At 74.2% G+C, this 25,308-nt stretch carries 23 protein-coding genes; 17 read left to right on the top strand and 6 right to left on the bottom strand.

Annotated elements, in window-relative coordinates:
• Positions 1-21: 21 nt before the first annotated feature.
• The 5 genes from AB0I29_RS13190 to ccsB are packed head-to-tail and all read left to right on the top strand — an operon-like array spanning position 22 to position 4,853.
• Positions 22-669 carry a histidine phosphatase family protein gene (locus tag AB0I29_RS13190; protein WP_285100839.1) on the top strand — a complete coding sequence of 216 codons (648 nt, stop codon included), beginning with the start codon at positions 22-24 and terminating at the stop codon, positions 667-669.
• A complete protein-coding gene (locus tag AB0I29_RS13185; RefSeq protein ID WP_285101247.1) occupies positions 669-1,265 on the top strand; it encodes a TlpA disulfide reductase family protein in 597 nt (198 codons plus the stop codon). The genes AB0I29_RS13190 and AB0I29_RS13185 overlap by 1 nt, the downstream gene beginning before the upstream one ends.
• Positions 1,265-2,071: a cytochrome c biogenesis protein CcdA gene (locus tag AB0I29_RS13180; RefSeq protein ID WP_357482025.1), complete on the top strand. Its 807-nt coding sequence runs from the start codon at positions 1,265-1,267 to the stop codon at positions 2,069-2,071. Before AB0I29_RS13185 ends, AB0I29_RS13180 begins: the two co-directional genes overlap by 1 nt.
• Complete coding sequence (locus AB0I29_RS13175) at positions 2,071-3,861, top strand: cytochrome c biogenesis protein ResB (RefSeq protein ID WP_357482023.1); 1,791 nt, start codon at positions 2,071-2,073, stop codon at positions 3,859-3,861. The genes AB0I29_RS13180 and AB0I29_RS13175 overlap by 1 nt, the downstream gene beginning before the upstream one ends.
• Positions 3,862-3,863: 2 nt before the next feature.
• On the top strand, positions 3,864-4,853 hold the full coding sequence (gene ccsB, locus AB0I29_RS13170) for a c-type cytochrome biogenesis protein CcsB (protein WP_285100842.1): 990 nt from the start codon (positions 3,864-3,866) through the stop codon (positions 4,851-4,853).
• An 80-nt stretch (positions 4,854-4,933) separates the two neighbouring features.
• Here the strand turns inward: ccsB and AB0I29_RS13165 are convergent, their stop codons facing one another.
• On the bottom strand, positions 4,934-5,320 hold the full coding sequence (locus AB0I29_RS13165) for a PLDc N-terminal domain-containing protein (RefSeq protein WP_285100843.1): 387 nt from the start codon (positions 5,318-5,320) through the stop codon (positions 4,934-4,936).
• A gap of 120 nt (positions 5,321-5,440) precedes the next feature.
• Between AB0I29_RS13165 and AB0I29_RS13160 the strand changes: the two genes are divergently transcribed.
• Positions 5,441-5,722 carry a DUF4229 domain-containing protein gene (locus tag AB0I29_RS13160; RefSeq protein ID WP_285100844.1) on the top strand — a complete coding sequence of 94 codons (282 nt, stop codon included), beginning with the start codon at positions 5,441-5,443 and terminating at the stop codon, positions 5,720-5,722.
• On the opposite strand, the gene AB0I29_RS13155 is transcribed toward AB0I29_RS13160, so the two are convergent.
• Positions 5,719-6,588, bottom strand: a complete 870-nt coding sequence (locus tag AB0I29_RS13155) for a 1,4-dihydroxy-2-naphthoate polyprenyltransferase (protein WP_285100845.1) — start codon at positions 6,586-6,588, stop codon at positions 5,719-5,721. The two genes, AB0I29_RS13160 and AB0I29_RS13155, sit on opposite strands and share 4 nt — an antisense overlap.
• Positions 6,589-6,673: 85 nt before the next feature.
• Complete coding sequence (locus tag AB0I29_RS13150) at positions 6,674-8,044, bottom strand: AMP-binding protein (RefSeq protein ID WP_357482019.1); 1,371 nt, start codon at positions 8,042-8,044, stop codon at positions 6,674-6,676.
• A gap of 108 nt (positions 8,045-8,152) precedes the next feature.
• Here AB0I29_RS13150 and AB0I29_RS13145 point away from each other — a divergent pair, with 108 nt between their 5' ends.
• The 3 genes from AB0I29_RS13145 to AB0I29_RS13135 all read left to right on the top strand — a co-directional run bounded on the left by AB0I29_RS13145 (position 8,153) and on the right by AB0I29_RS13135 (position 12,433).
• Complete coding sequence (locus AB0I29_RS13145) at positions 8,153-9,232, top strand: DUF3048 domain-containing protein (protein WP_357482017.1); 1,080 nt, start codon at positions 8,153-8,155, stop codon at positions 9,230-9,232.
• 164 nt (positions 9,233-9,396) lie between these two features.
• On the top strand, positions 9,397-10,656 hold the full coding sequence (locus AB0I29_RS13140; RefSeq protein WP_357482015.1) for a DUF1611 domain-containing protein: 1,260 nt from the start codon (positions 9,397-9,399) through the stop codon (positions 10,654-10,656).
• Entirely contained in the window at positions 10,643-12,433 is a 1,791-nt protein-coding gene (locus tag AB0I29_RS13135) for an ABC transporter ATP-binding protein (protein WP_357482013.1), read from the top strand. Before AB0I29_RS13140 ends, AB0I29_RS13135 begins: the two co-directional genes overlap by 14 nt.
• A gap of 179 nt (positions 12,434-12,612) precedes the next feature.
• Here AB0I29_RS13135 and AB0I29_RS13130 read toward each other — a convergent pair whose 3' ends face one another.
• Positions 12,613-13,566, bottom strand: a complete 954-nt coding sequence (locus AB0I29_RS13130; protein ID WP_285100850.1) for a 1,4-dihydroxy-2-naphthoyl-CoA synthase — start codon at positions 13,564-13,566, stop codon at positions 12,613-12,615.
• A gap of 70 nt (positions 13,567-13,636) precedes the next feature.
• On the opposite strand from AB0I29_RS13130, the gene AB0I29_RS13125 reads away from it, so the two are divergent.
• The 5 genes from AB0I29_RS13125 to AB0I29_RS13105 all read left to right on the top strand — a co-directional run bounded on the left by AB0I29_RS13125 (position 13,637) and on the right by AB0I29_RS13105 (position 19,649).
• A complete protein-coding gene (locus AB0I29_RS13125; protein WP_357482011.1) occupies positions 13,637-14,233 on the top strand; it encodes a gamma carbonic anhydrase family protein in 597 nt (198 codons plus the stop codon).
• Positions 14,234-14,365: 132 nt separating this feature from the next.
• Entirely contained in the window at positions 14,366-15,343 is a 978-nt protein-coding gene (locus tag AB0I29_RS13120) for an o-succinylbenzoate synthase (RefSeq protein ID WP_357482008.1), read from the top strand.
• Entirely contained in the window at positions 15,340-17,130 is a 1,791-nt protein-coding gene (gene menD, locus AB0I29_RS13115) for a 2-succinyl-5-enolpyruvyl-6-hydroxy-3-cyclohexene-1-carboxylic-acid synthase (protein WP_357482006.1), read from the top strand. Before AB0I29_RS13120 ends, menD begins: the two co-directional genes overlap by 4 nt.
• Before the next feature lie 157 nt (positions 17,131-17,287).
• A complete protein-coding gene (locus AB0I29_RS13110) occupies positions 17,288-19,039 on the top strand; it encodes a trypsin-like peptidase domain-containing protein (RefSeq protein ID WP_357482004.1) in 1,752 nt (583 codons plus the stop codon).
• A 112-nt stretch (positions 19,040-19,151) separates the two neighbouring features.
• Positions 19,152-19,649, top strand: a complete 498-nt coding sequence (locus AB0I29_RS13105; protein WP_285100856.1) for a GNAT family N-acetyltransferase — start codon at positions 19,152-19,154, stop codon at positions 19,647-19,649.
• Positions 19,650-19,696: 47 nt separating this feature from the next.
• Here AB0I29_RS13105 and AB0I29_RS13100 read toward each other — a convergent pair whose 3' ends face one another.
• Positions 19,697-20,326: a TetR/AcrR family transcriptional regulator gene (locus AB0I29_RS13100; protein ID WP_285100857.1), complete on the bottom strand. Its 630-nt coding sequence runs from the start codon at positions 20,324-20,326 to the stop codon at positions 19,697-19,699.
• A gap of 128 nt (positions 20,327-20,454) precedes the next feature.
• Between AB0I29_RS13100 and AB0I29_RS13095 the strand changes: the two genes are divergently transcribed.
• On the top strand, positions 20,455-21,048 hold the full coding sequence (locus tag AB0I29_RS13095) for a DUF6230 family protein (protein WP_285100859.1): 594 nt from the start codon (positions 20,455-20,457) through the stop codon (positions 21,046-21,048).
• Positions 20,973-22,724, top strand: coding sequence for a DUF6114 domain-containing protein (locus tag AB0I29_RS13090; protein WP_357482001.1), 1,752 nt, complete (start codon positions 20,973-20,975; stop codon positions 22,722-22,724). Before AB0I29_RS13095 ends, AB0I29_RS13090 begins: the two co-directional genes overlap by 76 nt.
• Positions 22,725-22,824: 100 nt before the next feature.
• Here AB0I29_RS13090 and AB0I29_RS13085 read toward each other — a convergent pair whose 3' ends face one another.
• Positions 22,825-24,276, bottom strand: a complete 1,452-nt coding sequence (locus AB0I29_RS13085) for an isochorismate synthase (protein WP_357481998.1) — start codon at positions 24,274-24,276, stop codon at positions 22,825-22,827.
• An 88-nt stretch (positions 24,277-24,364) separates the two neighbouring features.
• On the opposite strand from AB0I29_RS13085, the gene AB0I29_RS13080 reads away from it, so the two are divergent.
• Entirely contained in the window at positions 24,365-25,060 is a 696-nt protein-coding gene (locus AB0I29_RS13080; RefSeq protein ID WP_357481996.1) for a demethylmenaquinone methyltransferase, read from the top strand.
• Positions 25,061-25,308: the final 248 nt, after the last annotated feature.

Genomic DNA, 25,308 nt, shown 5'->3' with positions numbered 1-25,308 from the left:
TCGGATGGGAGACTGTGGGTCATGGTTTCCACGACGGTTCACCTGCTGCGTCACGGCGAGGTGTACAACCCCGACGGCCTGCTGTACGGGCGCCTGCCCGGCTACCGGCTGTCCGACCGTGGCCAGGCGATGGCCAAGATCGTCGCCGACCACCTCACGAGCACCGGCAGGGACGTGACCCGCGTGGTGGCCTCCCCGCTGCAGCGGGCACAGGAGACGGCCGCCCCGGTGGCGCAGGGCTTCGGCGTCGAGCTCGCCACCGACGACCGCATCATCGAGGCCGGCAACCGGTTCGAGGGCCTGGTCGTCGCCGGACCCGGCGGCGGGGCGCTGAAGAACCCGCGCAACTGGCCGCACATGTGGAACCCGTTCCGCCCGTCGTGGGGCGAGCCCTACACGGCGCAGGTCGAGCGCATGCGCGCCGCCGTCGAGGACGCGCGCCGCGCCGCGGAGGGCCACGAGATCGTGCTGGTCAGCCACCAGCTCCCCATCTGGCTCACCCGCCGGGCGCTCGAGGGCGGCACCCTGTGGCACGACCCGCGCAACCGGCAGTGCAACCTCGCGTCCCTGACGTCCCTGCACTTCGAGGACGACCGGTTCGTCGGCCTGCACTACACGGAGCCCGCCGCGGAGCTCTACGACGGCGCGAGCAAGGTTGCCGGCGCGTGATGCGGGGCAAGACCGTCAAGGCGGTCCAGTGGGTAGTGGTCGTCGGCATCGTGCTCGGCCTCGTCGTGTCGCTCGCCGCGTGCAGCCCGGAGGACTCGGGCGCCGGCGACGTCGTCGGTCAGGGGTACGTCTCCGGTGACGGCTCGGTCCAGACGTACGACGTCGGGGAGCGCAAGGGGCCCGTCGCCATCACGGGCACCGACTTCGAGGGCGACGACGTCGACACCGCCGGGTGGGCGGGCGACGTCGTGGTCGTGAACACCTGGTACGCCTCGTGCGCGCCGTGCCGCGCCGAGGCGCCCGACCTCGTGAGCCTCGCCGGGTCGAAGGACGGCGTGCAGTTCCTCGGCATCAACACGGAGGACGACGCCGGCGCCGCCCAGGCGTTCCAGCGCACCTTCGAGGTGCCCTACCCGAGCATCGAGGACCGCACCGGCAAGGTGATCGCCGGCCTGTCCGGCGTCGTGCCGCTGCAAGCCGTGCCGTCCACCGTGGTGCTGGACCAGGAGGGCAACGTGGCCGCGCGCGTCATCGGCCAGGTGGAGGGGTCCACGCTGGAGGCCCTGATCGACGAGGTCCTGGCGGAGGCCGCCTGATGCTCTCGACCGGCGCCATCGCGACCGCCGTCGGCGACGGCCTCGCGAGCACGGCGTTCAGCGGGTCACTGCTCCTGGCGGTGCCGGTGGCGCTGCTCGCGGGCCTCGTCTCGTTCGCCTCGCCGTGCGTGCTGCCGCTCGTGCCCGGGTACGTCGGGTACGTGAGCAGCATGGCCGCGGCCTCGGCCGGCACGACCCCCGGGATCGTCACGACGCGCACCAAGCCGGCGCGCGGCCGCGTGGTCGGCGGGGTCGCCCTGTTCGTGCTCGGCTTCACCGTCGTGTTCGTCTCGTTCGGCGCCGCGTTCGGCGGCCTGGGCGCCTACCTGGTGCGCTGGGAGGACGTGATCATCCGCGTGCTCGGCGCCGTGGTGATCCTGCTCGGCCTCGGGTTCCTCGGGGCCGTCCCGTTCCTGCAGCGCGAGGCCCGGTTCCACATGACCCCGCGCGCCGGCCTGTGGGGCGCCCCGCTGCTCGGCGTCGTCTTCGGGCTCGGCTGGACGCCCTGCATCGGCCCGACCCTCGGCGCCGTCCAGGCGCTCGCGATCGACGAGGCGTCGGCGGGCCGCGGCGCCCTGCTCGGCGTGGCGTACTGCATCGGCCTGGGCGTGCCGTTCCTGCTCGTGGCCCTCGGGCTGCAGAGCTCGGAGCGCATGCTGGACTTCCTGCGCAAGCACCGCCTCGCGGCGCTGCGCATCGGCGGCGGCCTGCTGGTCCTGGTCGGGCTGCTGCTGGTCACCGGGCTCTGGACGCAGATCACCGGGGCCATGCAGCTCTGGATCGGCGGATTCGAGACGGTGATCTGATGGCCGGTCGTACCAGCAGCCGCGACAGCACCCCGGACAGCAAGGCGGGCACCTACGTCCCCGAGGGCATCGCGGACGAGTTCACGCAGGGCGGGCCCGGCGAGGCGCACGGCGCGTCGTCGTCGGACACGACGGGCCAGAAGCCCGAGCGCCCGAACGCGCCCGCGCTGGGCCTCGTGGGCACGCTGCGCTGGATGTGGCGCCAGCTCACCTCGATGCGCGTCGCGCTGATGCTGCTGATGCTGCTCGCCGTCGCCGCCGTGCCCGGGTCGGTGCTCCCGCAGCGCAACCAGGACGCCGCGGGTGTGCTCGAGTACCTCGCCGACCACCCGACCGCCGGGGAGTGGCTCGACAAGGCCGGGTTCTTCGACGTCTACTCGTCGGTCTGGTTCTCCGCCATCTACATCCTGCTGTTCGTCTCGCTCGTGGGCTGCATCCTGCCGCGGTCGGCGGCGCACTACCGCGCCCTGCGCGGCCGCCCGCCGCGCGTCCCGTCCCGGTTCAACCGGTTCCCCGCCAAGGCCACCGCGACCACCGGCGCCTCGCCCGAGGAGGCGGCGGACGCCGTCGCCGCCCACCTGCGCGGCAGGCTCTCCTGGCTGCCCACCTTCCGGGTGGACCGGGGCGGGGCGGACGCGCGCGGCTCTCGCCCCGCTGCGGCGACGGTCAGCGCCGAGCGCGGCTACCTGCGCGAGACCGGCAACCTCGTGTTCCACCTGGCCCTGGTGGGCCTGCTCGTCTCCGTCGCGACCGGCCAGATGCTGCACTACCGCGGCCAGGCCATCGTCACCGAGGGCCGCGGCTTCGCCAACGCCGTCGTGGACTACGACACCTTCGAGAAGGGCGGCTGGTTCCGCCCCGGCTCGCTGGTGCCGTTCTCGATGACGCTCGACAAGTTCGAGTCGGAGTTCGCGAGCGACACCGTGGCGTTCGCCCAGGCGCGCGACTTCACGGCGCACGTGACGGTGACCGAGCCCTCCGGCGAGGAGCGGCCCGAGCAGATCAAGGTGAACCACCCCATCGTCGTCGACGGCGCCAAGGTCTACCTCCAGGGCAACGGATTCGCCCCCGAGATCACCGTGCACGATGCCGAGGGCGAGGTCGCGTTCTCCGGTCGGGTCACGTTCATCCCCGAGGACACGATGTACACCTCCCGCGGCGTGGTGAAGGTGCCGGACGTGTCGCCCGGGCTGGACCAGATCGGGCTCGTGGGCTACTTCCTGCCCACGGCGGAGGTGGACGAGGACGGGTCGGCCCGCTCGGCGTTCCCGCAGCCCGTGGACCCGCTGCTCGTGCTCGAGGTGTACACGGGTGACCTCGGGCTCGACGACGGCTCGCCGCAGAACGTGTACGAGCTCGACACCGCGTCGCTCACCCCGGCCCTCGAGGAGTCCGGCGAGCGCGTCAAGGTCCTGGCACGGCCCGGCGAGACCGTGGACCTGCCGAACGGGCTCGGCACCCTGACCCTCGGCGAGGACCTCCCGCGCTACGTGGCGCTCGACCTGCGGCACGACCCGTCGCTCGCGTTCGTCCTCGTCTTCGCGCTGCTCGCGCTCGCGGGCCTCACCGTCTCGCTCTTCACGCCGCGGCGGCGCGTCTGGGCGCGGGCGTACACCGGGCCGGACGGCGTTACGGTGGTCGAGGTCGCGGGGCTCGCCCGGGGCGACGACGCCGGCCTCCAGGCCGAGGTCGACCGCGCCCTGGGGGCGGTGCCCGGAGCCGAGGCAGAACCGGCGGCCACTGGACAAGCTCAGGAACCGCGCATCGAGACCGGATCGGAAAAGGACTGAACATGGAGCTGGCAAACCTGAGCGTGCTGCTCGTCTGGGGCGCCGCGACGGCGCTCGCGATCGGGCTCATCGCGTTCTCGGTGGACCTCTCGCGCCTGTCCGGCGCGAAGGTCGACGCGCGGGACGCGGCCCGGAGCCGGGACAGGGTGAGCGTCGGTGCGGGCGCGCAGGACGACGTGCCCGGCCCGGTCGACGCGGGGTCCGCCGTCACCGGCGCGGCGGCCGGGCCGGTGAACCGCAAGTTCGCCGGGATCGGGATGTCCGTGACCTGGCTCGCCGCGGCGCTGCTGCTGATCGCGATCGTGCTGCGCGGCATCGCGGCGGGGCGCACGCCGTGGGCCAACATGTACGAGTTCACGCTGGTCGGCACGTTCGTGGCCGTCGCGGTGTTCGCCGGGGTGAACACCCGGCGCGACGTCCGGTACCTGGGCGCGTTCGTGAGCGGGCTCGGCGTGCTGTTCCTCGTGCTGGCCCAGGAGAAGTTCTTCGTGGAGGCGATGGGCGTCCAGCCCGCGCTGCAGAAGTACTGGCTCGTGATCCACGTGGGCGTCGCCATCTGCGCCACCGGCATCTTCACCGTCGCGTTCGTGGCGTCGGTGCTGCAGCTCCTGCGGGACGCCCGGGACAACGGCTCGCCCGTGCTCGGCAGCCGGCACTGGGGCTGGCTCGACCACACCGCGGCGCCCGCCGCCCTCGAGTCGCTCTCGTTCCGCCTGAACTCGGTGGCGTTCGTGCTGTGGACCTTCACGCTCATCGGCGGCGCCATCTGGGCCGAGGACGCCTGGGGCCGCTACTGGGGCTGGGACCCCAAGGAGGTCTGGAGCTTCATCGTCTGGGTGGTCTACGCGGCCTACCTGCACGCGCGCACCACCCGCGGCTGGTCCGGGAGCCGTGCGGCCTGGTTCGTCGTGGCCGGCTACGCGTGCGTGCTGTTCAACTTCACCGGCGTGAACCTGATCTTCAACGGGAAGCACTCGTACTCGGGCCTGTGAGCCCTGGGAACGACGCGCCCCGGGAATGACGCAGGGCACCGGATCCACGCGGATCCGGTGCCCTGCGTCATTCCCGGAGGTCAGCTGCTCTCGGCGTCGTCGTCCTTGGCCTCCTGGCGGCCGCGGGCCTCGCGCTCGCGCTTGCGCTTCTCCTGCTCCAGCAGCCAGAGGAACTCCGGGTCGTCGTCCGGGGCGACCGGGCCGGAGGGGCGGCGCGGTCCGGGCCGCGGGGGCTGGGTCGGGCGGCTGCCGCCGGAGCCGGGGCCCGGGGCCGGGCCGGCGCCGGACCGGCGGCTGACCCGCACCACGATCCACGAGATCGCGCCGAGCAGGGGCAGGAGGACGATCAGGAGCACCCAGAGCCAGCGGGGCAGACCTGCGCGTTCGTCCTCGTCAGCGCCCCAGACATCGGTCAGGGCATACGCCATGAGTCCGACGACCACCAAGATCAGGAGTACGCGAGGCATGCCCCCAGCCTACGGTGGGTTGGCGCGGGCAGGGCAGCCCTCGACGTGACGTTCGCCCCGTTGTCGCCCGCGCCGCCGCCGTCGTGCGAACGCGGGCCGCACCCGGCCTACCATGGGTGGGTGCCCCTCGTGATCTACTCCCTGCTCCGTGTCGCCCTCGTCGCCGCGGCACTCGGCGTGCTGTACCTGGTCGGACTGAGGGGCTGGCTGCTCCCGGTCGTCGCCGTGCTCGTCGCCCTGGCGGTGTCGTACCTGACCCTGGGCAGGCCGCGCGACGCCGCGACCGAGTGGATGGCCGGCCGGGCCGAGCGGCGTGCCGCGGCGCGTGCCGCGGCCCCGAGGATCGATGCCGACGCCGCCCACGAGGACGCCGAGGTCGACGAGAAGCTGCGCGCCGACTAGATCGACAGGCCGAGCCAGAGCAGCACGCCGTAGCCCAGCTCGTACAGTCCCGTGCCCGCCAGGACCGGGATCAGCAGCTTGCCGCGCGCCCCGGCGAGGATCGGGATGGACAGCAGCGCCGCCGGGCCGAGCAGCAGCAGCACCACGAGCGACCACGGCGCCCAGAACACGCAGAGCGCGCCGAGCAGCACCGGGACCCAGATCATCGCGATGTACGCGCGGCGCGCCCGGTAGTCGCCGAGCCGCACCGCGAGGGTGCGCTTGCCGGCGAGGACGTCGGTGGGGATGTCGCGCAGGTTGTTCACCATGAGCAGCGCGCACGCGATGAGGCCCACGCCCACGGCGCCGAGCACCGCGGGCCAGGTGATGCGGTCGGCCTGCGTGTACGTGGTGCCGAGCACCGCGACCAGGCCGAAGAACACGAACACGGCGATCTCGCCCAGGCCCCGGTACCCGTACGGCGTCCTGCCGCCCGTGTAGTACCAGGCGGCGACCACGCTCACCGCGCCGACGGCGAGCAGCCACCAGTGCCCCGACACCGCGCACAGGATCAGGCCCAGCACCCCCGCCACGCCGAACGCCGCGAAGGCGGCACCCTTCACCGCGCGCGGCGGCGCGGCGCCCGACGCCGTGAGCCGCATCGGGCCCACCCGGTCGAGGTCGGTGCCCCGCACGCCGTCGGAGTAGTCGTTGGCGAAGTTGACGCCGACCTGCAGCGCCAGGGCGACGCCCAGCGCGAGCAGCGCGGGCAGCCAGGCGGAGGAGTCGACCTGCGCGGCCGCGCCGGTACCCACCATGACGGGGGCGGCCGCCGCCGGCAGCGTGCGGGGCCGCGCCCCGGAGATCCACTCGGCGGCAGTGGCCATCAGCGTGTCCTTCGTTCGTGGGGTGTGCCTGTGTCCTCGCCACAGCGGCACCGGGCCGGGGCCCGGTCCTGGCGGAGGAACGAAGTCATGGTCGCACGGGTTCCCGGCCGGGAATCCGCTCGGCCCGTACGACGGCGTCGCGCACCGCCCGGCGGTCCACCTTGCCCGGTCCCCGGGTCGGCAGGGCCGGGGTCACGTACACGCGCCGCGGCGCCGCCGGGGCCCCGAGCAGCCGGCCGACGGCGGTGCGCAGCCCGGCGAGCAGCTCGCCGCCGCCGTCGGCCAGGGGCAGGCGTTCCTCCGGCGCCTGGTCCTCGGGCGCCTGGTTCTCCGGCTGGTTCTGGGGCGTCCCGGCCGCGGGTGCGTGGCCCGGCAGGGCGAGGACGGCGACCACGACCTGGCCCCACTCGTCGTCGGGCACGCCGACGACGCATGCCTCGCCCGGCGTGCCCAGCCCGGCCAGGTGCCCGGCGATCGCGTCCTCGACGGCGGCCGGCGCGACGTTGACGCCGCCGGTGAGGATCACGTCGTCCGCCCGGCCGAGGATCGTGAGGCGGCCGTGATCGAGGCGGCCCAGGTCGGAGGTGCGGAACCAGCGGGTGCCGTCGGGATCGGTGCGGAACGCGGCGGCCGTCGCGCCGGGGTCGCCCACGTAGCCCTCGGCGAGCACGGGGCCGGACAGCTCGACCACGCCGGTCGTGGGCCCGGCGGCGGCTGCGGCGTCGGCCGTGTCGCGGGGCGCGTCGCCGGGGCCTGAGGCGTCGGCCAGCCGGACCCGCACGCCGGCCAGCGGGACGCCGTCGTACACGCAGCCGCCGCTCGTCTCGGACATGCCGTAGGTCGTCACGGCGCGGACCCCGGCGGCCCGCGCGCGGGCCAGCAGCGGGGCGGGCGTCGCGGCGCCGCCCACGAGCACGGCGTCGAACCGCGCGAGCGCGGCGAGGCCGTCGCCACCCTCGTCGGCAGCGCCGCCCCCGTCACCGTCGCCGTCGCCGTCAGCGGCGGCGACGAGCCGGTGGAGCTGGGTGGGCACGATCGAGACGTAGGCCCGGTCGCTGCCGGGCGTGCTGACAGGGGAGTCGAGGAAGTCCCGCGCGAGGGCGGCGAACGCGCCGGGCGTGAAGGGGGCCAGGTCGCCGACGCGCACCTCGGTCCCCGCCACGACCGTGCGGTTGACCACCTGGACGCCCGCGACGTGCGTGGGCGGCAGGACCAGCAGCCAGCGGCCGGGTCCGCCGAGCCGGTCGTGGGTGGCCTCGGCCGAGGCGCGCAGGGCCGCGGCGCTCAGCGCGACCTCGCGGGGGTTTCCCGTGGAACCGGAGGTCCGGAGGACGAGCGCGGTGCCGGGCGGTACCGCGGCGTCGGACAGGCGGGGCTGCGGGGCGTAGACGGCGCCGCCGCCGAGGGCGTCCCGGACGGCGCGCACCACGGCGCCCGCGGGGTCGGTCAGGGTCACCTCCTGAGCGTATGCGCGTCCAAGGGGCCGGGCGTCGCACGGATCTGTAAGGTGTGCGCCACACGGACCCCTCGGGGCTCGGCACCGAACGCTCGCGGAGGAGTACCGATGACCACGCGTTGGAGGACGGCGGTCCGTGCCACGGGTACGGCCATGGTGCTGGCGGCCGGGCTGACCGGATGCGACGGGGGCCGGCCCGCGGAGGCGCTGGCGACACCCACCACCACGGTCGCGGCCTCGGTCGAGAGCGACCGGGGCGGCCCGCCCGAGCCGGACGTGCCGCTGGTGTGGCCGCTCACGGGCGTGCGGACCGAGGACGTCGCGGACCGTCCCGCGGTGTCGATCAAGATCGAGAACGCGACCGCGGCCCGGCCGCAGAGCGGCCTGGTGGAGGCCGACATCGTGTGGGAGGAGGTCGTCGAGGGCGGCATCACCCGCTTCGTCGCGACCTACCACTCGAACATCCCGGACGCCGTGGAGCCGGTGCGCTCCATCCGCCCGATGGACGCCGCGATCGTGGCGCCGCTCGACGGGATCCTCGTGTTCTCCGGCGGGCAGGGCCCGTTCATCGCCGCGGCGCAGCGGGCGGGCACCCAGACGGTCATCATGGACAAGGGCGCCCCGGGCTTCCGGCGCGATCCCGGCCGGGCCGCGCCGCACAACGTGATCGGCCACGTGCCGACCTTCGTCGAGCAGGCCGACGGAGAGCGGACGAGCCCGCCGCCCGCCCAGTTCGAGTACGCGCGCAAGGTGGGCCAGGGTTCGGCGCCGCAGGACGGCCAGGCCGCGCGCTCGGTCGACGTACGGCTCTCCACGCTGCAGCGCACCGTCTGGACGTGGGACCAGGAGAACCGGAAGTACCTGCGCAGCGAGGGCTCCGCGCGGTCCGTCGCCGCCGACGGCCGGCGGCACGCCGCGCGGAACGTCCTGGTGCTCTCCACCGAGGTGTTCAACACCAAGTGGCGGGACCCTGCCGGGGCGCCCGTGCCGGAGCACCGGCTCGCCGGGCGAAGCGGCAAGGGCACGCTGCTCTCGATGGGGCACAGCCTCTCGGTGCAGTGGTCCAAGAAGGACCTGAGCTCGCCGATCGTGCTCCGGACCGCCGACGGCAAGGACGTGCTGCTCGACCCGGGGAACACGTGGATCGAGCTCGTGCCGAAGGGCAAGGGGAGCTGGCAGGTGGAGTGATCCGGAGCCGCCGCCGGCCCGGGTATTCTTCCCGCACGGCGACGGCGGACGGCCGTCGTGGCTGATGAGAAAGCCTACATCCGGGTCTCATCACGAGTTCATGGCGGGCTTGTTGAGTGACGACGTCGCACCATCGCGTCCCTCGACAAGAAAGCGTGGCCGCCATGAGCATCCTTGAGACCTCCCCGGAGCTGCGCGGGCTCGACCCGCGTCCCGTCGCCACACCGTTGCGGGCCGACGCCGCGCCCGCCACCGTGCGGATGCCGGACCCGGCCGCGCACCGGCTGCTGCGCGCCAAGAAGGCCTACTCCACGCGGTTCGTGGCGGCCGCGATCGAGCAGGACCCGGCCGCCTTCGGCCTCGACACCGACCTGACCCGGGCACCGCGGCCCGGGGATGCCGTGCTGGCGCGCGTGGTCACCATCGGTCAGCACCGCCGGCTCGAGTCGCCCGTCTCCCGGCGGCAGATCCTGTTCGAGGGCGACGAGATCGTCGTGGCCTACGGGTCGCGCTACGCCGCCGACCAGTTCCTGGCGGTCCTCCCGGAGGACCTCGGGCCGTGCCACCTCGCCGCCGCCGGCGGGCTCGCCTCGCGGGTGGTGGACCGGCACGCCGCGGTCAAGGACGCCACGGTGATCGAGCCGATCGGCCTGCTCACGGCGTCGGGCGTCGGCGGGGGCGGGCCCGCGGCCGCGACGTCGGGCACCGCGACGGACGCCGTCGTGAACCTCGCCGCATACGCCCCGTACCGGGTGCGCGCCGCGGGGAGCGTGACCGGCAACGCCGCGCGCGTCCCGGTGATCGCCGTCATCGGCACGTCGATGAACTCCGGCAAGTCCACCACGCTGGCCTGCCTGGCCCACGGCCTGACCGCGGCCGGCCTCACGGTCCACGCCGGCAAGGCGACGGGGACGGGTGCGGGCAACGACGCGCACCACTTCGTGGACGCGGGCGCGAGCCACGTCGTCGACTTCACCGACTTCGGCCTGCCGAGCACGTTCGGCCTTCCGTTCGAGGACGTCCGCGACGTCTTCGCGACGATGGCGGACGTCCTGGCGTCCCCGGTGCGGCCGGGTGCGCCCGCCCCCGGCGTCGTGCTCATCGAGATCGCGGACGGCGTCTACCAGGGCGAGACCGGCCGGCTGCTGGTGGACGACGCGTTCCGCTCGGTGGTCGACCGCGTCGTGTTCGCGGCCGGGGACGCGCTCGGGGCGAGCGGCGGCGTGGCGGCCCTGCGGGCCCTCGGCTGCGAGCCGTCGGTCGTGTCGGGGGTGCTCACGGCCTCGCCGCTCGCCACCGCCGAGGCCCGCCGCGCGCTCGACGTGGACGTCGTGCCGACCTACGACCTGTGCCTGCCCGCCGTCGCGTGGGCCGCCGCGGGGCTCGGGGACGCGCGGCTCGGCGCCGGTCATGCGGTCGCCTGAGTCCGGTGCGCCGTCGCCCGGGGCGGGTGCGGGTTCGCGGGAGCCGGGCGGCCTGCCGAGGATCTTCGTCGGCGCCCGACGCCGCTGGGTCGCCGGTCTCGCCGCGCTCGGCATCGCCCAGGGTGCCCTCGGGGCGGTGGGCGCCTGGGCGCTGACCCAGCTCCGGCCGGGCAGCGCGTGGCCGGTCATCGTCGCGATCCTGAGCATCGTGGCGACGGCGGTGGCCATCGGCGGGCTGCGCGTCGAGGAGCGGGTCGTCGCGGAGCGGCTCGGCCAGGACTACGTGCGCGAGGTGCGCCGCGAGCTGATCGAGTCCGAGCTCACGCCGGGCGGCGGCACCCACCTGGGCATCACGGTGGCCCGCACCACCAACGACCTCGCGAGCGTGCGCAACTGGGTGTCGCAGGGGGTCGGACCGCTCGCGGCCGGCATCCCGCTCATCGCGGGTTCCGCCATCGGGCTCACGGTGCTCGACCCGTTTCTCGGCCTCGGGTTCCTGCTCCCGCTGGGCGTGCTCGCCGCCGTCATGGTGCCCTGGGCGCGCACCGCGTACCTGAAGTCGCGGCGGCTGCGGCGCGCCCGCGGGCGGATGGCCACGCGGATCGCTGACACCGTCGGAGCCTCGGAGGGGATCATCGCGGCACGCGGTGCCGGCCGCGAGCTCGACCACATCGACTCGGCGTCCGACGACGTGGTCGACCGCGCCGTCGACCGGTCGGCGACCGTCGGGGCGCTGCGGGCCGGGGGCACCGTCGCCGCGCTGCTCGCGACGCTCGCCGTCGCCGCCGTCGGCGTGGTGCGCGGGCTCGACCCGGCCGTCACGGTGGCCGCGATGGCCATGGCGGGCCTCGCCTCGACCCCGATCGTCGACCTCGGGCGCATCGTCGAGTACCGCCAGACCTTCCTGGCCGCCGGCGCGGTCCTCGTCCCCGCGCTCGCCGACGCCGCCCTCCGGCGCGCGGAGCACGAGCGGGCGAGCAGCGCGGCGGCGCAGGCCGACCTGCCCGACGGCGCGGACGGGCCCGGCCGGGTGCACCTCGTGGTCCCCGGCCTCGTGCCGGACGACTCCCCGCTGCGTGCCGGGCCGGGCGCCCGGATCCGCCTGAGCGGCGGCGCCGGCGGTGGTCTCGGCGGCGACGGCGGCGACGCCGGCGGCAGCGACCCGGAGGCGCCGCTGCGCCTGATGCGGCGGGTCGTGGGCCTCGACCTCGCGCCGGCCGGGACCACCGACCAGGTCTGGGTGGCCGGGCGGCACCTGCGGGCGGTGGCGCCGGGGGAGGGGCGGGCGCTCGTCGGGCTCGCGACCCGGGGCACCGTGTTCGAGCGCGGCACACTGCGGCGTGCGCTGCGCTACCGCCGTCCGGACCTGGACGACGCCACGGCCGACGCGGTCTTCGAGGCGGTGGGCCTCGACGTCGGCAGGTTCCCGGACGGGCCCCGCACCGTGCTCCGCGCCGGCGGGGAGCCCCTGACCGTCGACCAGCGCGCCCGGCTCGCGCTCGCCCGCGCGGTCTACGGCGAGCCGCCGCTGCTCCTGGTCGCCGACCTCGACCGCGACCTGGACCAGGAGGGGCGCGACCGGCTCGCGGAGGTCCTGGCGGAGTATCCGGGGGTCGTGGTGTTCACGGGGTCCGACGACCTGGCGCGGGCGCTCGGCGCCGAGGAGGTCCGCCTCGCCGCGGGGCCGGTCCCGGTCACGCCGGACGGCCGGCCGGCGGACGGCCGGCCGGCGGAGGGCCGGTCGGTGGATGGCCGGCCGGCGGACGACGACGAGTAACCGACCACCCGACTGACTCGGCGATCCCGTGGTGCCGAGTCAGTCGGCTGGTCGGACCAACCGACTGACTCGGCGAATCCTGCCTGCCGAGTCAGTGGGGTGGTCGGACCAACTGGCTGACTCGGCGATCGCGCCCCGGCGAGTCAGTTGGTCGGCCAGTCGGCCAGTCGGCCGGTCGGTCAGTAGTAGTAGGGGAAGGCCGACCAGTCCGGGTCGCGGCGCTCCAGGAACGCCTCCTTGCCCTCGACCGCCTCGTCCGTCATGTACGCCAGCCGCGTCGCCTCGCCGGCGAACACCTGCTGGCCGGCGATGCCGTCGTCGGCGGCGTTGAACGCGAACTTGAGCATCCGGATGGCCTGCGGCGACTTGCCGGCGATGATGCGCGCGTACTCCAGCGCCAGCCCCTCCAGGTCCTCGTGGGCGGCGACCTCGTTGACCGAGCCCCAGCGCTCGGCGTCGTCGGCCGAGTACTCGCGGGCCAGGAAGAAGACCTCGCGGGCGCGCTTCTGCCCGAGCTGGCGGGCGAAGTAGGCGGAGCCGTAGCCGGCGTCGAACGAGCCGACGTCGGCGTCGGTCTGCTTGAACTTGCCGTGCTCGCGGCAGGCGACCGTGAGGTCGGCGACGACGTGCAGCGAGTGCCCGCCGCCGGCGGCCCAGCCGTCCACGACCGCGACCACCACCTTGGGCATGGTCCGCATGAGGCGCTGCACCTCCAGGATGTGCAGGCGGCCGGCCTTGGCGGGGTCGATCGAGTCCGCGTTCTCGCCCTCGGCGTAGCGGTAGCCGTCGCGGCCGCGGATGCGCTGGTCGCCGCCGCTGCAGAAGGCCCAGCCGCCGTCCTTGGGGGAGGGGCCGTTGCCGGTCAGCAGCACCGTGCCGACGTCGGACGTCATGCGGGCGTGGTCCATGACCCGGTACAGCTCGTCCACGGTGTGCGGGCGGAACGCGTTGCGCACCTCGGGGCGGTCGAAAGCGATGCGCACCACGGGCAGGTCCCGCGGCTCGGGGCCGCTGCGGTCGACGCCGCGGTGGTACGTGAGGTCCGTCAGGTCCTCGAACCCGGCGACCGTGCGCCAGCGCTGCGGGTCGAACGTCTCGGAGACCTGCTGGGGGAGTTCGGTGCTCGTGCTCACGCGGACCAGCCTAGTTCGGGCGGTGTGCGTGGCGGCACCTAGGGTGGCGGCGACGAGAGGAAGTGCCCGCATGCTGATCCGCCATCGCGGCCTGGAGCCGTCCATCGATCCCTCGGCCTACGTCGCGCCGTCCGCCACGGTCGTCGGCGACGTCCGCATCGCCGCCGGCGCGCGGATCCTGCACGGCGCGGTCCTCACCGCCGAGGACGGCGTCGTCGTCATCGGCGCGGACACGATCGTCATGGAGAACGCGCTCGTCCGCGGGCGCGGCAGCCACCACGCGCGGATCGGGGACGCGGTGATGGTCGGCCCGCACGCCCACGTGAACGGCAGCACCGTCGAGGACGAGGCGTTCCTCGCCACCGGTGCGTCGCTGTTCCCGGGCAGCGTCGTCGGCGCGGGTGCCGAGGTGCGCATCAACGGCGTGGTGCAGGTCAACACCGTCCTCGCGCCCGGGGCTGTCGTGCCGATCGGCTGGGTGGCGGTGGGCGATCCGGCCACGATCCTGCCGCCGGAGCGACACGAGGAGATCTGGGCGATCCAGCGGGAGCTCGACTTCGGCGGCACCGTCTACGGCGTGGACCGGGACGTCCCGATTCGGGAGCTGATGCGCCGGCAGTCGGCCTACTACGGCGCGCACCGCGACGACGTGCCCGTGCCCGAGTGATCCGACTGACTCGCGTTCACCAGGCTGGATCCGGCCGTGTGGACCGCCATGACGGCACCCGGCAGCCTGCTGAACCGAGGTCAGGAGCTGCCAGAGCCCGACCCGGCCCCGGCGGGTCGATAGCCTGGACCCGTGCTGATCGGTGAACCCGTGGTCTGGTCCACGCCCCTGCGGACCCGCTTTCGCGGGATCGACGTGCGCGACGGCGTCCTGCTCCGCGGCCCCGCCGGCTGGGGCGAGCTCTCCCCGTTCTGGGACTACGACGACGAGGAGTCCGCCACCTGGCTGCGCGCCGCGCACGAGGCGGCCCTCGTCGGCTGGCCCGACGCCGTGCGGCGGAGCGTGCCGGTCAACGTGACCGTCCCCGCCGTCGGGCCGGAGCGGGCGCGCGAGATCGTGCTCGCGTCCGGCGGGTGCCGCACCGCCAAGGTCAAGGTGGCGCAGCGCGGCCCCGACGGCGCGCTCGAACCCGTGGGCGCCGAGATCGAGCGGGTCGCCGCCGTCCGCGACGCCCTCGGGCCCGACGGCGCGATCCGGGTCGATGCCAACGCCGCCTGGACCCCGGACGAGGCCCTGGCCCACCTCGCCGAGATCGACCGCGCCGCCGGCGGGCTGGAGTACGTCGAGCAGCCCTGCGCCGACGTCGACGAGCTCGCCCTGGTGCGCCGCAAGCAGGACGTGCCCGTCGCGGCCGACGAGTCCATCCGCCGCGCCTCCGACCCGATGCGCGTGGTGCGCCAGGAGGCCGCTGACATCGTGGTCCTCAAGGTCCAGCCCCTCGGCGGGGTCCGCGCCTGCCTCGACCTCGCCGAGCAGGTCGGCCTGCCCGTCGTCGTCTCGTCCGCGCTGGAGAGCTCGGTCGGGCTCGCCGCCGGCATCGCGCTGGCCGCCGCGCTCCCCGAGCTGCCGTACGCCTGCGGGCTCGCGACGTCCCAGCTTCTGGCGCACGACGTCGTCGCCGAGCCCCTGCTGCCCGTCGACGGCGCGCTCCCCGTGCGCCGTCCGGAGCCGTCACCCGAGGCGCTCGCGGCCACGCCCGCCGACGTCCCGACGACGGACCGCTGGCTCGCCCGGTACCACCGCCTGACCCGGATCCTGGAGGACGCATGACCATCCCGCCCGCCGTGGCCGCCGCCCGAGCACTCGTCGCCGACCTGGTCACCCGGGGTGTGCAGGACATCGTGCTCGCGCCCGGATCCCGCAGCGCGCCCCTTGCCTATGCCGTGGCCGAGGCCGCCGACGCCGGCCGCGTCACGCTGCACGTCCGGATCGACGAGCGGGACGCGGGCTTCCTCGCGCTCGGCCTGTCCAAGGGTTCGGAGGGTGCGCCGGTCGCCGTCGTCACGACGTCGGGCACCGCGGTCGCGAACCTGCACCCCGCCGTGCTGGAGGCGAGCCACACGGGCCTGCCGCTCATCGTGCTCACCGCCGACCGGCCGCACGAGCTGCGCGGCACCGGCGCGTCGCAGACCACCGACCAGGTGGGCATCTTCGGTTCGGCGGTTCGGTACGCCGTGGACGTGCCGGCGCCGGTCGGCCCGTCAGGCTCGTCCGACCCGGACGGCGGGTCCGGCGGCGACGCCGAGGCGGTCCGCGACCTGCGGAGCGTCACCGCGCGCGCGGTCAGCGCCGCGCTCGGGTTCCGCTCGGGACACCCGGGGCCCGTGCACCTCAACCTCGCCTTCCGGGACCCGCTGACGCCGTCGGCCGCGCTGCCCGGACCGCCCGCGGACACCGCGCAGGAGGGGTACCCCAAGCCCGACCCGCCGCTCGTCGTGCCCGCCGTGCTGCGGCACTTCGGCTCGCCCGCGCTGCCCGGCGACCCGGCGCGCACGGTCGTCGTCGCGGGCGACGGCGCCGGGCCCGAGGCGCGGCAGCTCGCCGAGGCGCAGGGCTGGCCCCTGTTCGCGGAGCCGTCGTCGGGCGCCGCGGGCGGCACCCATGCCATCGCCGGCTACCGCCTGCTGCTCGGCTCCGACGTGCTCGCCGACGGCATCGAGCACGTGGTGGTGCTGGGCCGGCCCACGTTGTCGCGGCCTGTGCAGCGGCTGCTGGGCCGCCCGTCCGTGGCGGTCAGCGTGGTCGCGCCGGGTGCGGGTCCCTGGCCCGACGCCGCCCGCAACGCCGCCGTCGTGCTGCCGGGCCTGGCGCCCGTCTGGTTCGAGCCGGCCGCCGAGCGGCCCACACCGTTCCTGGAGCGCTGGCGGACCGCGGGCGCCGCTGCCGCGCGCGTGCTGGACGAGATGACCAGCGACGACGCGGTGCTCGGCGGCCCGACCGCACTCGCCGTGGCCCGGGCCGTGGCCCGGGTGCTGGGCCCCGCCGACCTGCTCGTGGTCGGCTCCTCCAACCCCGTGCGGGACCTGGAGCTGGTGCTCGGCCTCGACGGCCCCGGCCCCGCCGTCCTCGCCAACCGCGGCCTCGCGGGCATCGACGGCACCGTCTCGACGGCGGCCGGCGTGGCGCTCGCCGCCGCGCGCCGCGGCCTGCGCACGCGCGCCCTCCTGGGCGACCTCACGTTCCTGCACGACGTCGGCGGCCTGCTGCGCGGTCCCGACGAGCACCAGGTGGACCTGGAGATCGTGGTGGTGAACGACGACGGCGGCTCGATCTTCGCGACCCTGGAGCACGGGGCGCTCGCCGCGACGAGCGGCGCCGCGAGCGCCACGTTCGAGCGGGTGTTCGGCACGCCGCACGGGGCGAACCTGGCGCAGCTCTGCGCGGGGTACGGGGTGGACCACCAGCTCGTCAAGGACGTGCCGACCCTGCGGCACGCGCTGCAGGCGCCCAGCCACGGCATCCAGGTGATCGAGGTGCGGGTGCCGCGCGGGGACCGCCTGACGGAGTCGCGCGCCCTGGCGACCAGGGTCCAGGAGGCCGCGACCCTCGCTGTCTGAGGCGTTGAGTGCGGGATCTTCGCCCTTCCGGGCCGTCAGGAAGGGCGAAGATCCCGCACTCAGCGGGGTCTCGGGATACGCAGGGAACTCACAGACTCGTTTAAGGGTGGGACAAGGAACGGGGTGTCAACTAGTTCTGACTTCAAGGAGGGTCACGATGACCGAGCAGAACAGCACCACTCCGCAGCCGGAACAGCAGCCGTCCGAAGCGCAGCCGACCCAGCAGCTGCCGGTCGCCGGCCCGGCCCCCGTCCAGAACGCGGGCGCCGAGCAGTCCCCGACCCCTGCGCAGTCGACGGCGCCCGTCCCCGCGCCGCCCGAGAGCGCGGCACCCCAGGGCGCGACGCCGGTGGGCATGACGCCCGCCCAGCACGAGCGGGCGCAGCACCCGGCGCAGGCCCCGGCGTCGCAGCCGGCCCCCACCCAGCCGGCCCCCACCCAGCAGGTCCCGGCGCAGCACGCCCCGGCGCAGCAGGCCCCGGCGCAGGCCCAGCCTGCCCCCGCCCAGCACGCGCCGGCCCAGCACGCCCCGGCCCAGCACCACACGACGCCCGTCCAGACCGTGGCTCCCGCCGGCCCGCCGTCGCCGTCCTACGTCAACCCCTACGCGGCCCCCGCCACAGCGACCGCCGAGCCGCGGCCGCGGAACCGCACCTGGGTCCCCGTGGTCAGCGCCGCCGCGGCCGCCGCGCTGCTGGCGAGCCTGGGCACGGCCGGTGCCATCTCGCTCACGAACGGCTCGGACGGCGCGGCCTCCCTCGCCGACGTCGGGCAGTCGAACAACCAGACCGTCCCGGTGAAGAGCTCGACCGTCGAGAACCCGGACTGGACCGCCGTCACCTCCGCGGTGCAGGAGTCCGTGGTCTCGATCCAGGTCGAGAGCCAGTCGGGCGGGGCCGAGGGCTCCGGCGTCGTGCTGGACTCCGACGGTCGCGTGCTGACCAACAACCACGTGGTCTCCGGCGCGCAGACCGTCCAGGTCACCCTGAGCGACGGCAGCGTGTACGACGCCGACATCGTCGGCACCGACCCGACCACCGACCTCGCCGTCGTGCAGCTGACGGACCCGCCGTCGGACCTGAAGCCGGCGAAGTTCGGCGACTCGGACAACGTGGTGGTGGGCGAGCCCGTGATGGCGCTCGGCAACCCGCTGGGCCTGGCGAACACCGCCACGACGGGCATCGTGTCCGCCCTGGACCGCCCGGTCACGGCCAGCGCCGAGGACGGGTCCGACCAGGTGGTCACCAACGCTATCCAGATCGACGCCGCGGTGAACCCCGGCAACTCGGGTGGTCCGCTGTTCAACGCGTCGGGCGAGGTCATCGGCATCACGTCCTCGATCGCGACGCTGTCGAGCGGCGGCGGGACGTCCAGCAGCTCCGGCTCGATCGGCCTGGGCTTCGCCATCCCGGGCAACCTGGCCACGCAGATCGGCGACCAGCTCAAGGAGAACGGCACCGCGGAGCACGCGTTCCTCGGGGTCTCGATGTCGGACGCCACCGCGACGGCGGACGGCGTCACCCGGCGCGGCGCGGGCGTCGAGGACGTCGTCGCCGACTCGCCCGCCGGCAAGGCCGGGATCCAGCAGGGCGACGTGATCGTGGCGATCGACGGCGACGCGGTCAACGGGCCGGAGTCGCTCACGGCGTTCGTGCGGGAGAAGGCGGCCGGCGACAAGTCGGTGCTGACCATCGTCCGCGACGGCAAGACCGAGGAGGTCACGGTGACGCTCGCGGTGAAGGAGGAGACCGACACCAGCTCGGGCTCGCAGGACCAGCAGGACCAGCAGGACCAGCAGGGTCAGCTGCCCGGCCAGCAGGACGGTCAGCAGGACGGCTCGGGCTCGGACCAGACCAACCCGAACAACATCCCGGACTGGCTGCAGGACTTCTTCAACAACCAGGGCTGATCCGCCCCGGCTGCAACGTGTCAGACCCCCAGATCACGCGAGTGACCTGGGGGTCTGACACGTATTCGCGTTCAGCGGGTGAACTTGGCCCGACCGGTTTAGGTTGGTCCGCGTGTCTGGGACGTACACCGTGGTCAGGACTCTCGGCAGGTCGGATGCCGCGCACGACATCCTCGAGGAGCTGCCGGAGTGGTTCGGCATCGACCGGTTCACGCACGAGTACGTCGAGGCGGCGGACCGGTTCCCCAACTACCTCGCGGTCGCCTCGCCCTCCGTCGGGGCCGACGGCGGCGCGGTCCCGGCCGACGACGTGCTCGGCGTGCTGCTCCTGGACCAGCGCTACCCGACGTCGGCCGAGGTGCACCTGCTGGCGGTCCGGCGCAAGCACCACCGCGCCGGGATCGGGCGCGACCTCATGGCCCGGGTCGAGGACGACCTGCGGGGTCAGGGCGTACGCCTGCTCAGCGTGAAGACGCTGGGACCCTCGGCGCACGACCCCGCCTTCGACCAGACACGCGCCTTCTACGGCGCCTGCGGCTTCCACCCGGTGGAGGAGTTCCCCGACCTGTGGGCGGACGACCCCTGCCTGCTGATGGTCAAGCCGCTCTGACCTGCCGGCCGAGGGCCCGGCTCAGACCTGCCGGCCGAGGGCCCGGCTCAGGCCTTGGTCTGCGCTCCGAACAGGGCCTCGGCGGCACCCGGCACCACGGCCGCGACGACGCCGCCCAGGCTGCGCTCGAGATAGCCGACCAGCTCGGCGTCCGCGAGATCGGAGTTGATGCCGCCGTCGACCAGGGCCTGCTCGGCGAGCGCCACCCACGAGCGGACCGCGATGCGCAGCAGTTCCGTCTCCGGCACGCCCAGCTCCAGGAGGACGGCGAGGGCGCGTTCGGTCTGCTGGCGCCGCGCGTCCTCGATCACCGCGCGCACCTCCTCGTCGCCGCTGGCCGCGCCGCGCACGAGCGAGTAGAAGGTGGGGCCGTGCTCCCGGACGTACTCGACGAGCCGGGTCAGGGTGTTGGCCAGGCGGTCGGCGGGCGGGAGCTCGGGCTGCGGCTCCGAGGCGTGGAGCATCGAGTCGCGCGCGCGGCGCACGATCTCGTGGTGCAGGCCGTTCTTGGAGCCGAAGTAGTAGTAGACCAGACCCGTCGAGACACCGGCTTCGGCGGCGATCTCCTCGACGGTCACCTCGGCCAACGGGCGGTCCGCGAGAGTCGCGACTCCGAGGGCCACGAGCTGGTTGCGGCGTTCCTCCGGGCGGAGGCGCGTGCGTCGGGCTGTTGCCATGTGTCGAGCATATCCGGCATGCTTTGCGCCGCCGTCAGGGGGTCAATTGACGGTGAGTCAGTAATCGCGCTACGGTCGCGGCGGGACGACGATGCCGTCGTCCTCACATTGGCATGAGGGGAACACCAATGAAGCTCAGCAAGCTCACGGGGACGCGTAAGGGCCGCGTGGCCCTCGCCGTCATCCCGGTCACCATTGCCGCCAGCGTCCTGCTCGGTGGGGTTGCACAGGGCGCAGTGCCCGTCTCGTTCGCCATCTCCGGCAGCCAGTTCAAGATCGGCGCCGACAAGCTCGCGGGCACGGGCTTCTCGCAGTACGCGGGCGTCGCGACCGCCTCCGACGGCACGCAGCACCCCGCCGCGATCGCGAACATCAAGGACGCGCAGCTCTACAACCTCTGCCAGTCGGTCGTGCAGGACACGCCGCTCGGCAAGGTGGGCCTGCTGATCTCCGCGGGCACCGGTGACGAGCCCGCCAAGGCCACGGACCTGCAGATCGGCATGAGCGACCTGTCCGGTACCGCGATCTTCAAGAACATCCGCATCGGTGTGGACGCCTCGACGGTCAACACGACCAAGAAGGGCGACGCCGGCGACTTCGCCATGGACTCCGACTCGATCGACATCGACGGGCTCCAGCAGGTGTCATGGAGCACGCAGGCCGCCGTCTTCCAGCTGACGGACCTCAGCCTCAAGATCACGGACGGCACCGAGTGCTTCTGAGTCCGGGTGACGGCCCGGCGGACGCCGGCCGCCCCGGACTTCGCGCGAGGCTCGCTGACTGGCGCAGGGACTTCCGCCCCTGGCGCAGGCAGCGGCCGTTCGTCGGGGGTGTGCTGGTCGTTCTCGCGGGCCTGGAGATGCTCCTGTCCGGCCCCATCAAGCTGGACCAGCTCGGGATGAACGTCGTGCTCCGGTTCGGGGTCGAGGGCGCGCAGGCGACGATCCTGCCGCTGGCCCTGGTGCTGCTCGGGATCCTGGTGATCGCGCAGCCCGTGCACCGCATCTTCTACGGCGTGATCGCGCTCGCGATCTCCGTCTACTCGATCGCCGGCGTGAACCTCGGCGGCTGGATCATCGGGTTCCTACTCGGCGTGGTCGGCGGCATCATCGTCGTGTCCTGGGCGCCCGAGGCGGCGGAGGCCGGCACGGCCGAGGCCGCCGACGAGGCGGAGCCGGGGAACGAGGCAGGGTCGGGTACGGCCGACGGCGCGGAACGCGCCCCCGCCGCCGCCGAGCCCGAGGCGGACGAGCCCGCGGACGGCGACGCCCCGCAGCAGGACGAGCCGGCGCCGAAGGCGACCGCCGAACCCGCCCCCGAGACCGAGCCGACCCCCCGGGCGGACTCGCTCAGCGGCGCGCTGAAGGCCCTGTCGCAGAAGTCCGCGGCGGTCGTGGTCGCGAGCGCGATGGCGGTCGGCGGCATGAGCCTGCCGGCGACCACGTCGATGGCCGAGACCCAGGACGACTCGTTCTGGTGCGTCGTCTTCGGCGCGTGCGACGAGGGGAACGCGGAGCCGTCCGCCTCGCCGACGCCGTCGCCGAGCACGTCCGAGTCCGGCGGCGACGAGGCCGGGGACCCGGTCGGGGACGCGGTCGACGACGTCACCGGCGGCGCGACCGACCCGGCCGAGGGCGGCGACGCCGGCTCCGGTTCCGGTGACGCCACGGAGGGCGACGACGCCGCCGACACGGGCGAGGACGGCGAGCCCGAGTGTCAGGAACCGACGCAGGACGGCGAGGTGCCCGCGGACGCCGCGGAAGAGGCCCCGAGCGACCCGTGCGGTGAGATCGACCCGCAGGCGACGATCGAGGAGGCGCTCCACACCGAGCTCGGCACCTGCGTGAAGGTGACGTTCGGCGGAAAGTTCGACCTCAACATCGACCTGCCCGGCCAGTGCGGTGCCAAGGAGGACGGCTCCGTCTTCTCGCTCCCCGCCGACCTGGAGAGCCGGGACCTCACGATCCCGCTCACGGGCATCAACGGGATCGGCCTGGCGAACGTGCCGGTCAAGAACGACGGCTCGCGCCGCGACGCCATCAAGATCTCGGCCGACAAGGTGGTCGTCGACGGGTTCTGGCTCAAGTCGTACGCGTACGACGAGGGCACGGTCGCGGGCACGGACACGCGGGCCAGCTTCGTGTCGCTCGAGGGCGACGCGCACATGTACGTGTCGTCGATCCACGCGAACCTGCCCGACGGGCAGGACCTCCTGGAGGTGGCGACCAAGGTGCTCGAGGGTGCCTCGCTCATCGAGATCCTGCTGACCGCCACGGACGCGCGGATGGGCTTCATCGGCGCCACGTCCGACCTGCAGGTCTGGGACAACTTCCGCGAGCAGGTCTGGGGCGACCCGACCAACCCGATCGGCAAGGGCCCGAGGGCGGGCGACGCCTGACCCGTTCCCGCTGAGCCCCGTCGAGTGCTGGGTATGTGTTGCCGGACGACGATCCGGCAACACATACCCAGCGCTCAACGCGCACGGGGGCGGGCGCGGTTCAGGACGAGACGCCCAGCGCGTAGCGCATGGGCTCCAGCTTCGCCTCGGACTCCGCCAGCTCGGCCTGCGGGTCCGACGCCGCGACGATGCCGCAGCCCGCGAACAGGCGGATGTGGCGCGGGTCGGTCGCGGAGATCTCCGCCGACCGCAGGGCGATGCCCCACTCGCCGTCGCCCCCGGCCCCGACCCAGCCCACCGGGCCCGCGTAGCGGGCGCGGTCCAGGCCCTCGATCTCGCGGATCAGGCTGCGCGCGGCGGTCGTCGGCGTGCCGCAGACGGCGGCGCTCGGGTGCAGCGCGGCGGCGAGCGAGAGGGACGACGGTGCGGGCCTGCCCGACGCCGCGTGCTGGTCCGTCAGCACGCCGGTCACGTCCGTCGCGAGGTGCATGACGTTCGGCAGGTGCAGCACGAAGGGGGCCTCGGGCACGTTCATCGACGAGCAGAACGGCTCCAGGGCGGCGGCCACGGAGCGCACCGCGAACTCGTGCTCCTCGAGGTCCTTCGAGGACCGGGCGAGCTGGGCGGCGCGCAGCAGGTCGGCGTCGTCGGCGTCCGCCGTGCCGTGCTCGCGGCGGATCGTGCCCGCCAGCACACGCGAGGCGACCAGGCCCTTCTCGCTGCGCACGAGCAGCTCCGGCGTCGCGCCCACCATGCCGTCCACGCTGAAGGCCCAGCAGGCGTCGTAGGCGGACGCGAGGCGGCCCAGCAGGTGCCTGGTGTCGAGCGGCTGCTCGGCGGTCGCCACGACGTCGCGCGCGAGCACCACCTTCTCCAGCTCGCCGGTCTGGATCCGGGCGATCCCCTCGGCGACCACGGCGGGCCAGTCGGCCGCGCCCACGGCGCCGTCGGCGAGGACCACCCGGCCCGGCTCCGTCACGGGCTGGTGCGGGTAGGCCGAGAGCAGGTCCTCGCCCACGGGGGCGGACCGGTCGCCCACCAGGGAGATCGTGGTCATCCAGGCCTTGTCGCCCCGCCGTCCGACGACGACGCGCGGCACGATCAGCACGCCGCTGGCCCGCGCGGGGTCCTCCGACTCGTCGCCGGGGGAGACGTCGTCGAAGGCGAAGCTGCCGAACGCGACCAGCCCGCTGCCGGGCAGGTCGACGTCGTCGTGCACCACGGCGTTGTCGAGCACCTGGCGCCAGGCCTCGTCGGCGTCGGCGAACCGGCCCGGGCCGAACGTCTCGAACCGCAGTGCCTCGCCCCAGCCCACGAGCCCGTCGCCGTGCCGCACCCAGGCGAGCGCGTTGGTGTCGGGGAGCCGGTCCACGAGCGCGGTCGGGGTGTCCGGGAGGTCGTCGGTCGCGACGGTGCGGACCACGAGCTGCGGGCCGTGGGGAGCGCCCGGCGGTGCCTCGTCGGACACGGGCGGGGGCTGCGCCACCCAGCTGTCGTACACGCTGGTGCCGGTGGGTGTGCCGGAGGTGCCGCCGGAAGGTGAAGCGATCATCGCTTTCAGGATAAGCGCGGGCGAGCTGGTCGGAGACCTGCTGTTTCGGAGGTCACAGGCGGGGCCGCGGCGTGAAAGCATGGCAGCTATGTCACGTGCGAGTCTGGAGAAGAAGCCGGCCGAGGTCGCGTCGATGTTCGACGGGATCGCCGCCCGCTACGACCTCACGAACGACCTCATCTCCCTGGGCCAGGACCGGCGCTGGCGCCGCCTCACGGTCGAGGCCGTCGCGGCGATGCCGGGCGAGCGCGTGCTGGACCTCGCCGCGGGCACCGGGACCAGCAGCGAGCCCTTCGCCGCCGACGGCGCCTTCGTGGTCCCGTCCGACTTCTCGATCGGAATGCTGCAGGTGGGCAAGCAGCGCCGTCCGGACCTGCCCTTCGTCGCGGGTGACGCCACGCGGCTGCCCTTCGCCGACGAGTCGTTCGACGCCGTGACCATCAGCTTCGGCCTGCGCAACGTGGTGGACACCGGCGCCGCGCTGCGCGAGATGCTGCGCGTGGTCCGGCCGGGCGGGCGCGTGGTGATCTGCGAGTTCTCCACCCCCACGTGGGGTCCGTTCCGGAAGGTCTACCAGGAGTACCTGATGCGTGCGCTGCCCGTGGTGGCGAGCGCCGTGACCCGCGACAAGGGCTCCTACGACTACCTCGCCGAGTCCATCCGCACCTGGCACACCCAGGTGGACCTGGCCAAGCTCCTGCTGGAGGCGGGCTGGGAGCACGCCGCCTACCGCAACGTGACGGGCGGCATCGTGGCCCTGCACCGGGCGGTCCGCCCGGTGTGAGCCGAAGGCCCGCCGTCAGCAGGTGATCAGGCATGGTTCCCGGACCGGGACCATGCCTGATCGCATTTCCCGGGGCGGACCGCTCGCGACCTCCCCAAGTAAGGGGAACCTTCCTACACAATCCCCCCTAAGTGTGGCTAGGGTGTCGGTGTTGTGACAGGGTTCACAAGGGCTTGTCAGGAAGCCCTTGCCGAACCCCGCACAGCAGGTCAGCAACGACCAGGCAGCGGGTTCCCAACGGGGGTGAA

The sequence above is a fragment of the Promicromonospora sp. NPDC050262 genome (assembly GCF_040655935.1).
Taxonomy (GTDB): domain Bacteria; phylum Actinomycetota; class Actinomycetes; order Actinomycetales; family Cellulomonadaceae; genus Promicromonospora.
Note: the sequence above shows the minus strand (reverse complement) of the source record. Positions and strands in the feature narration are given on the sequence as shown.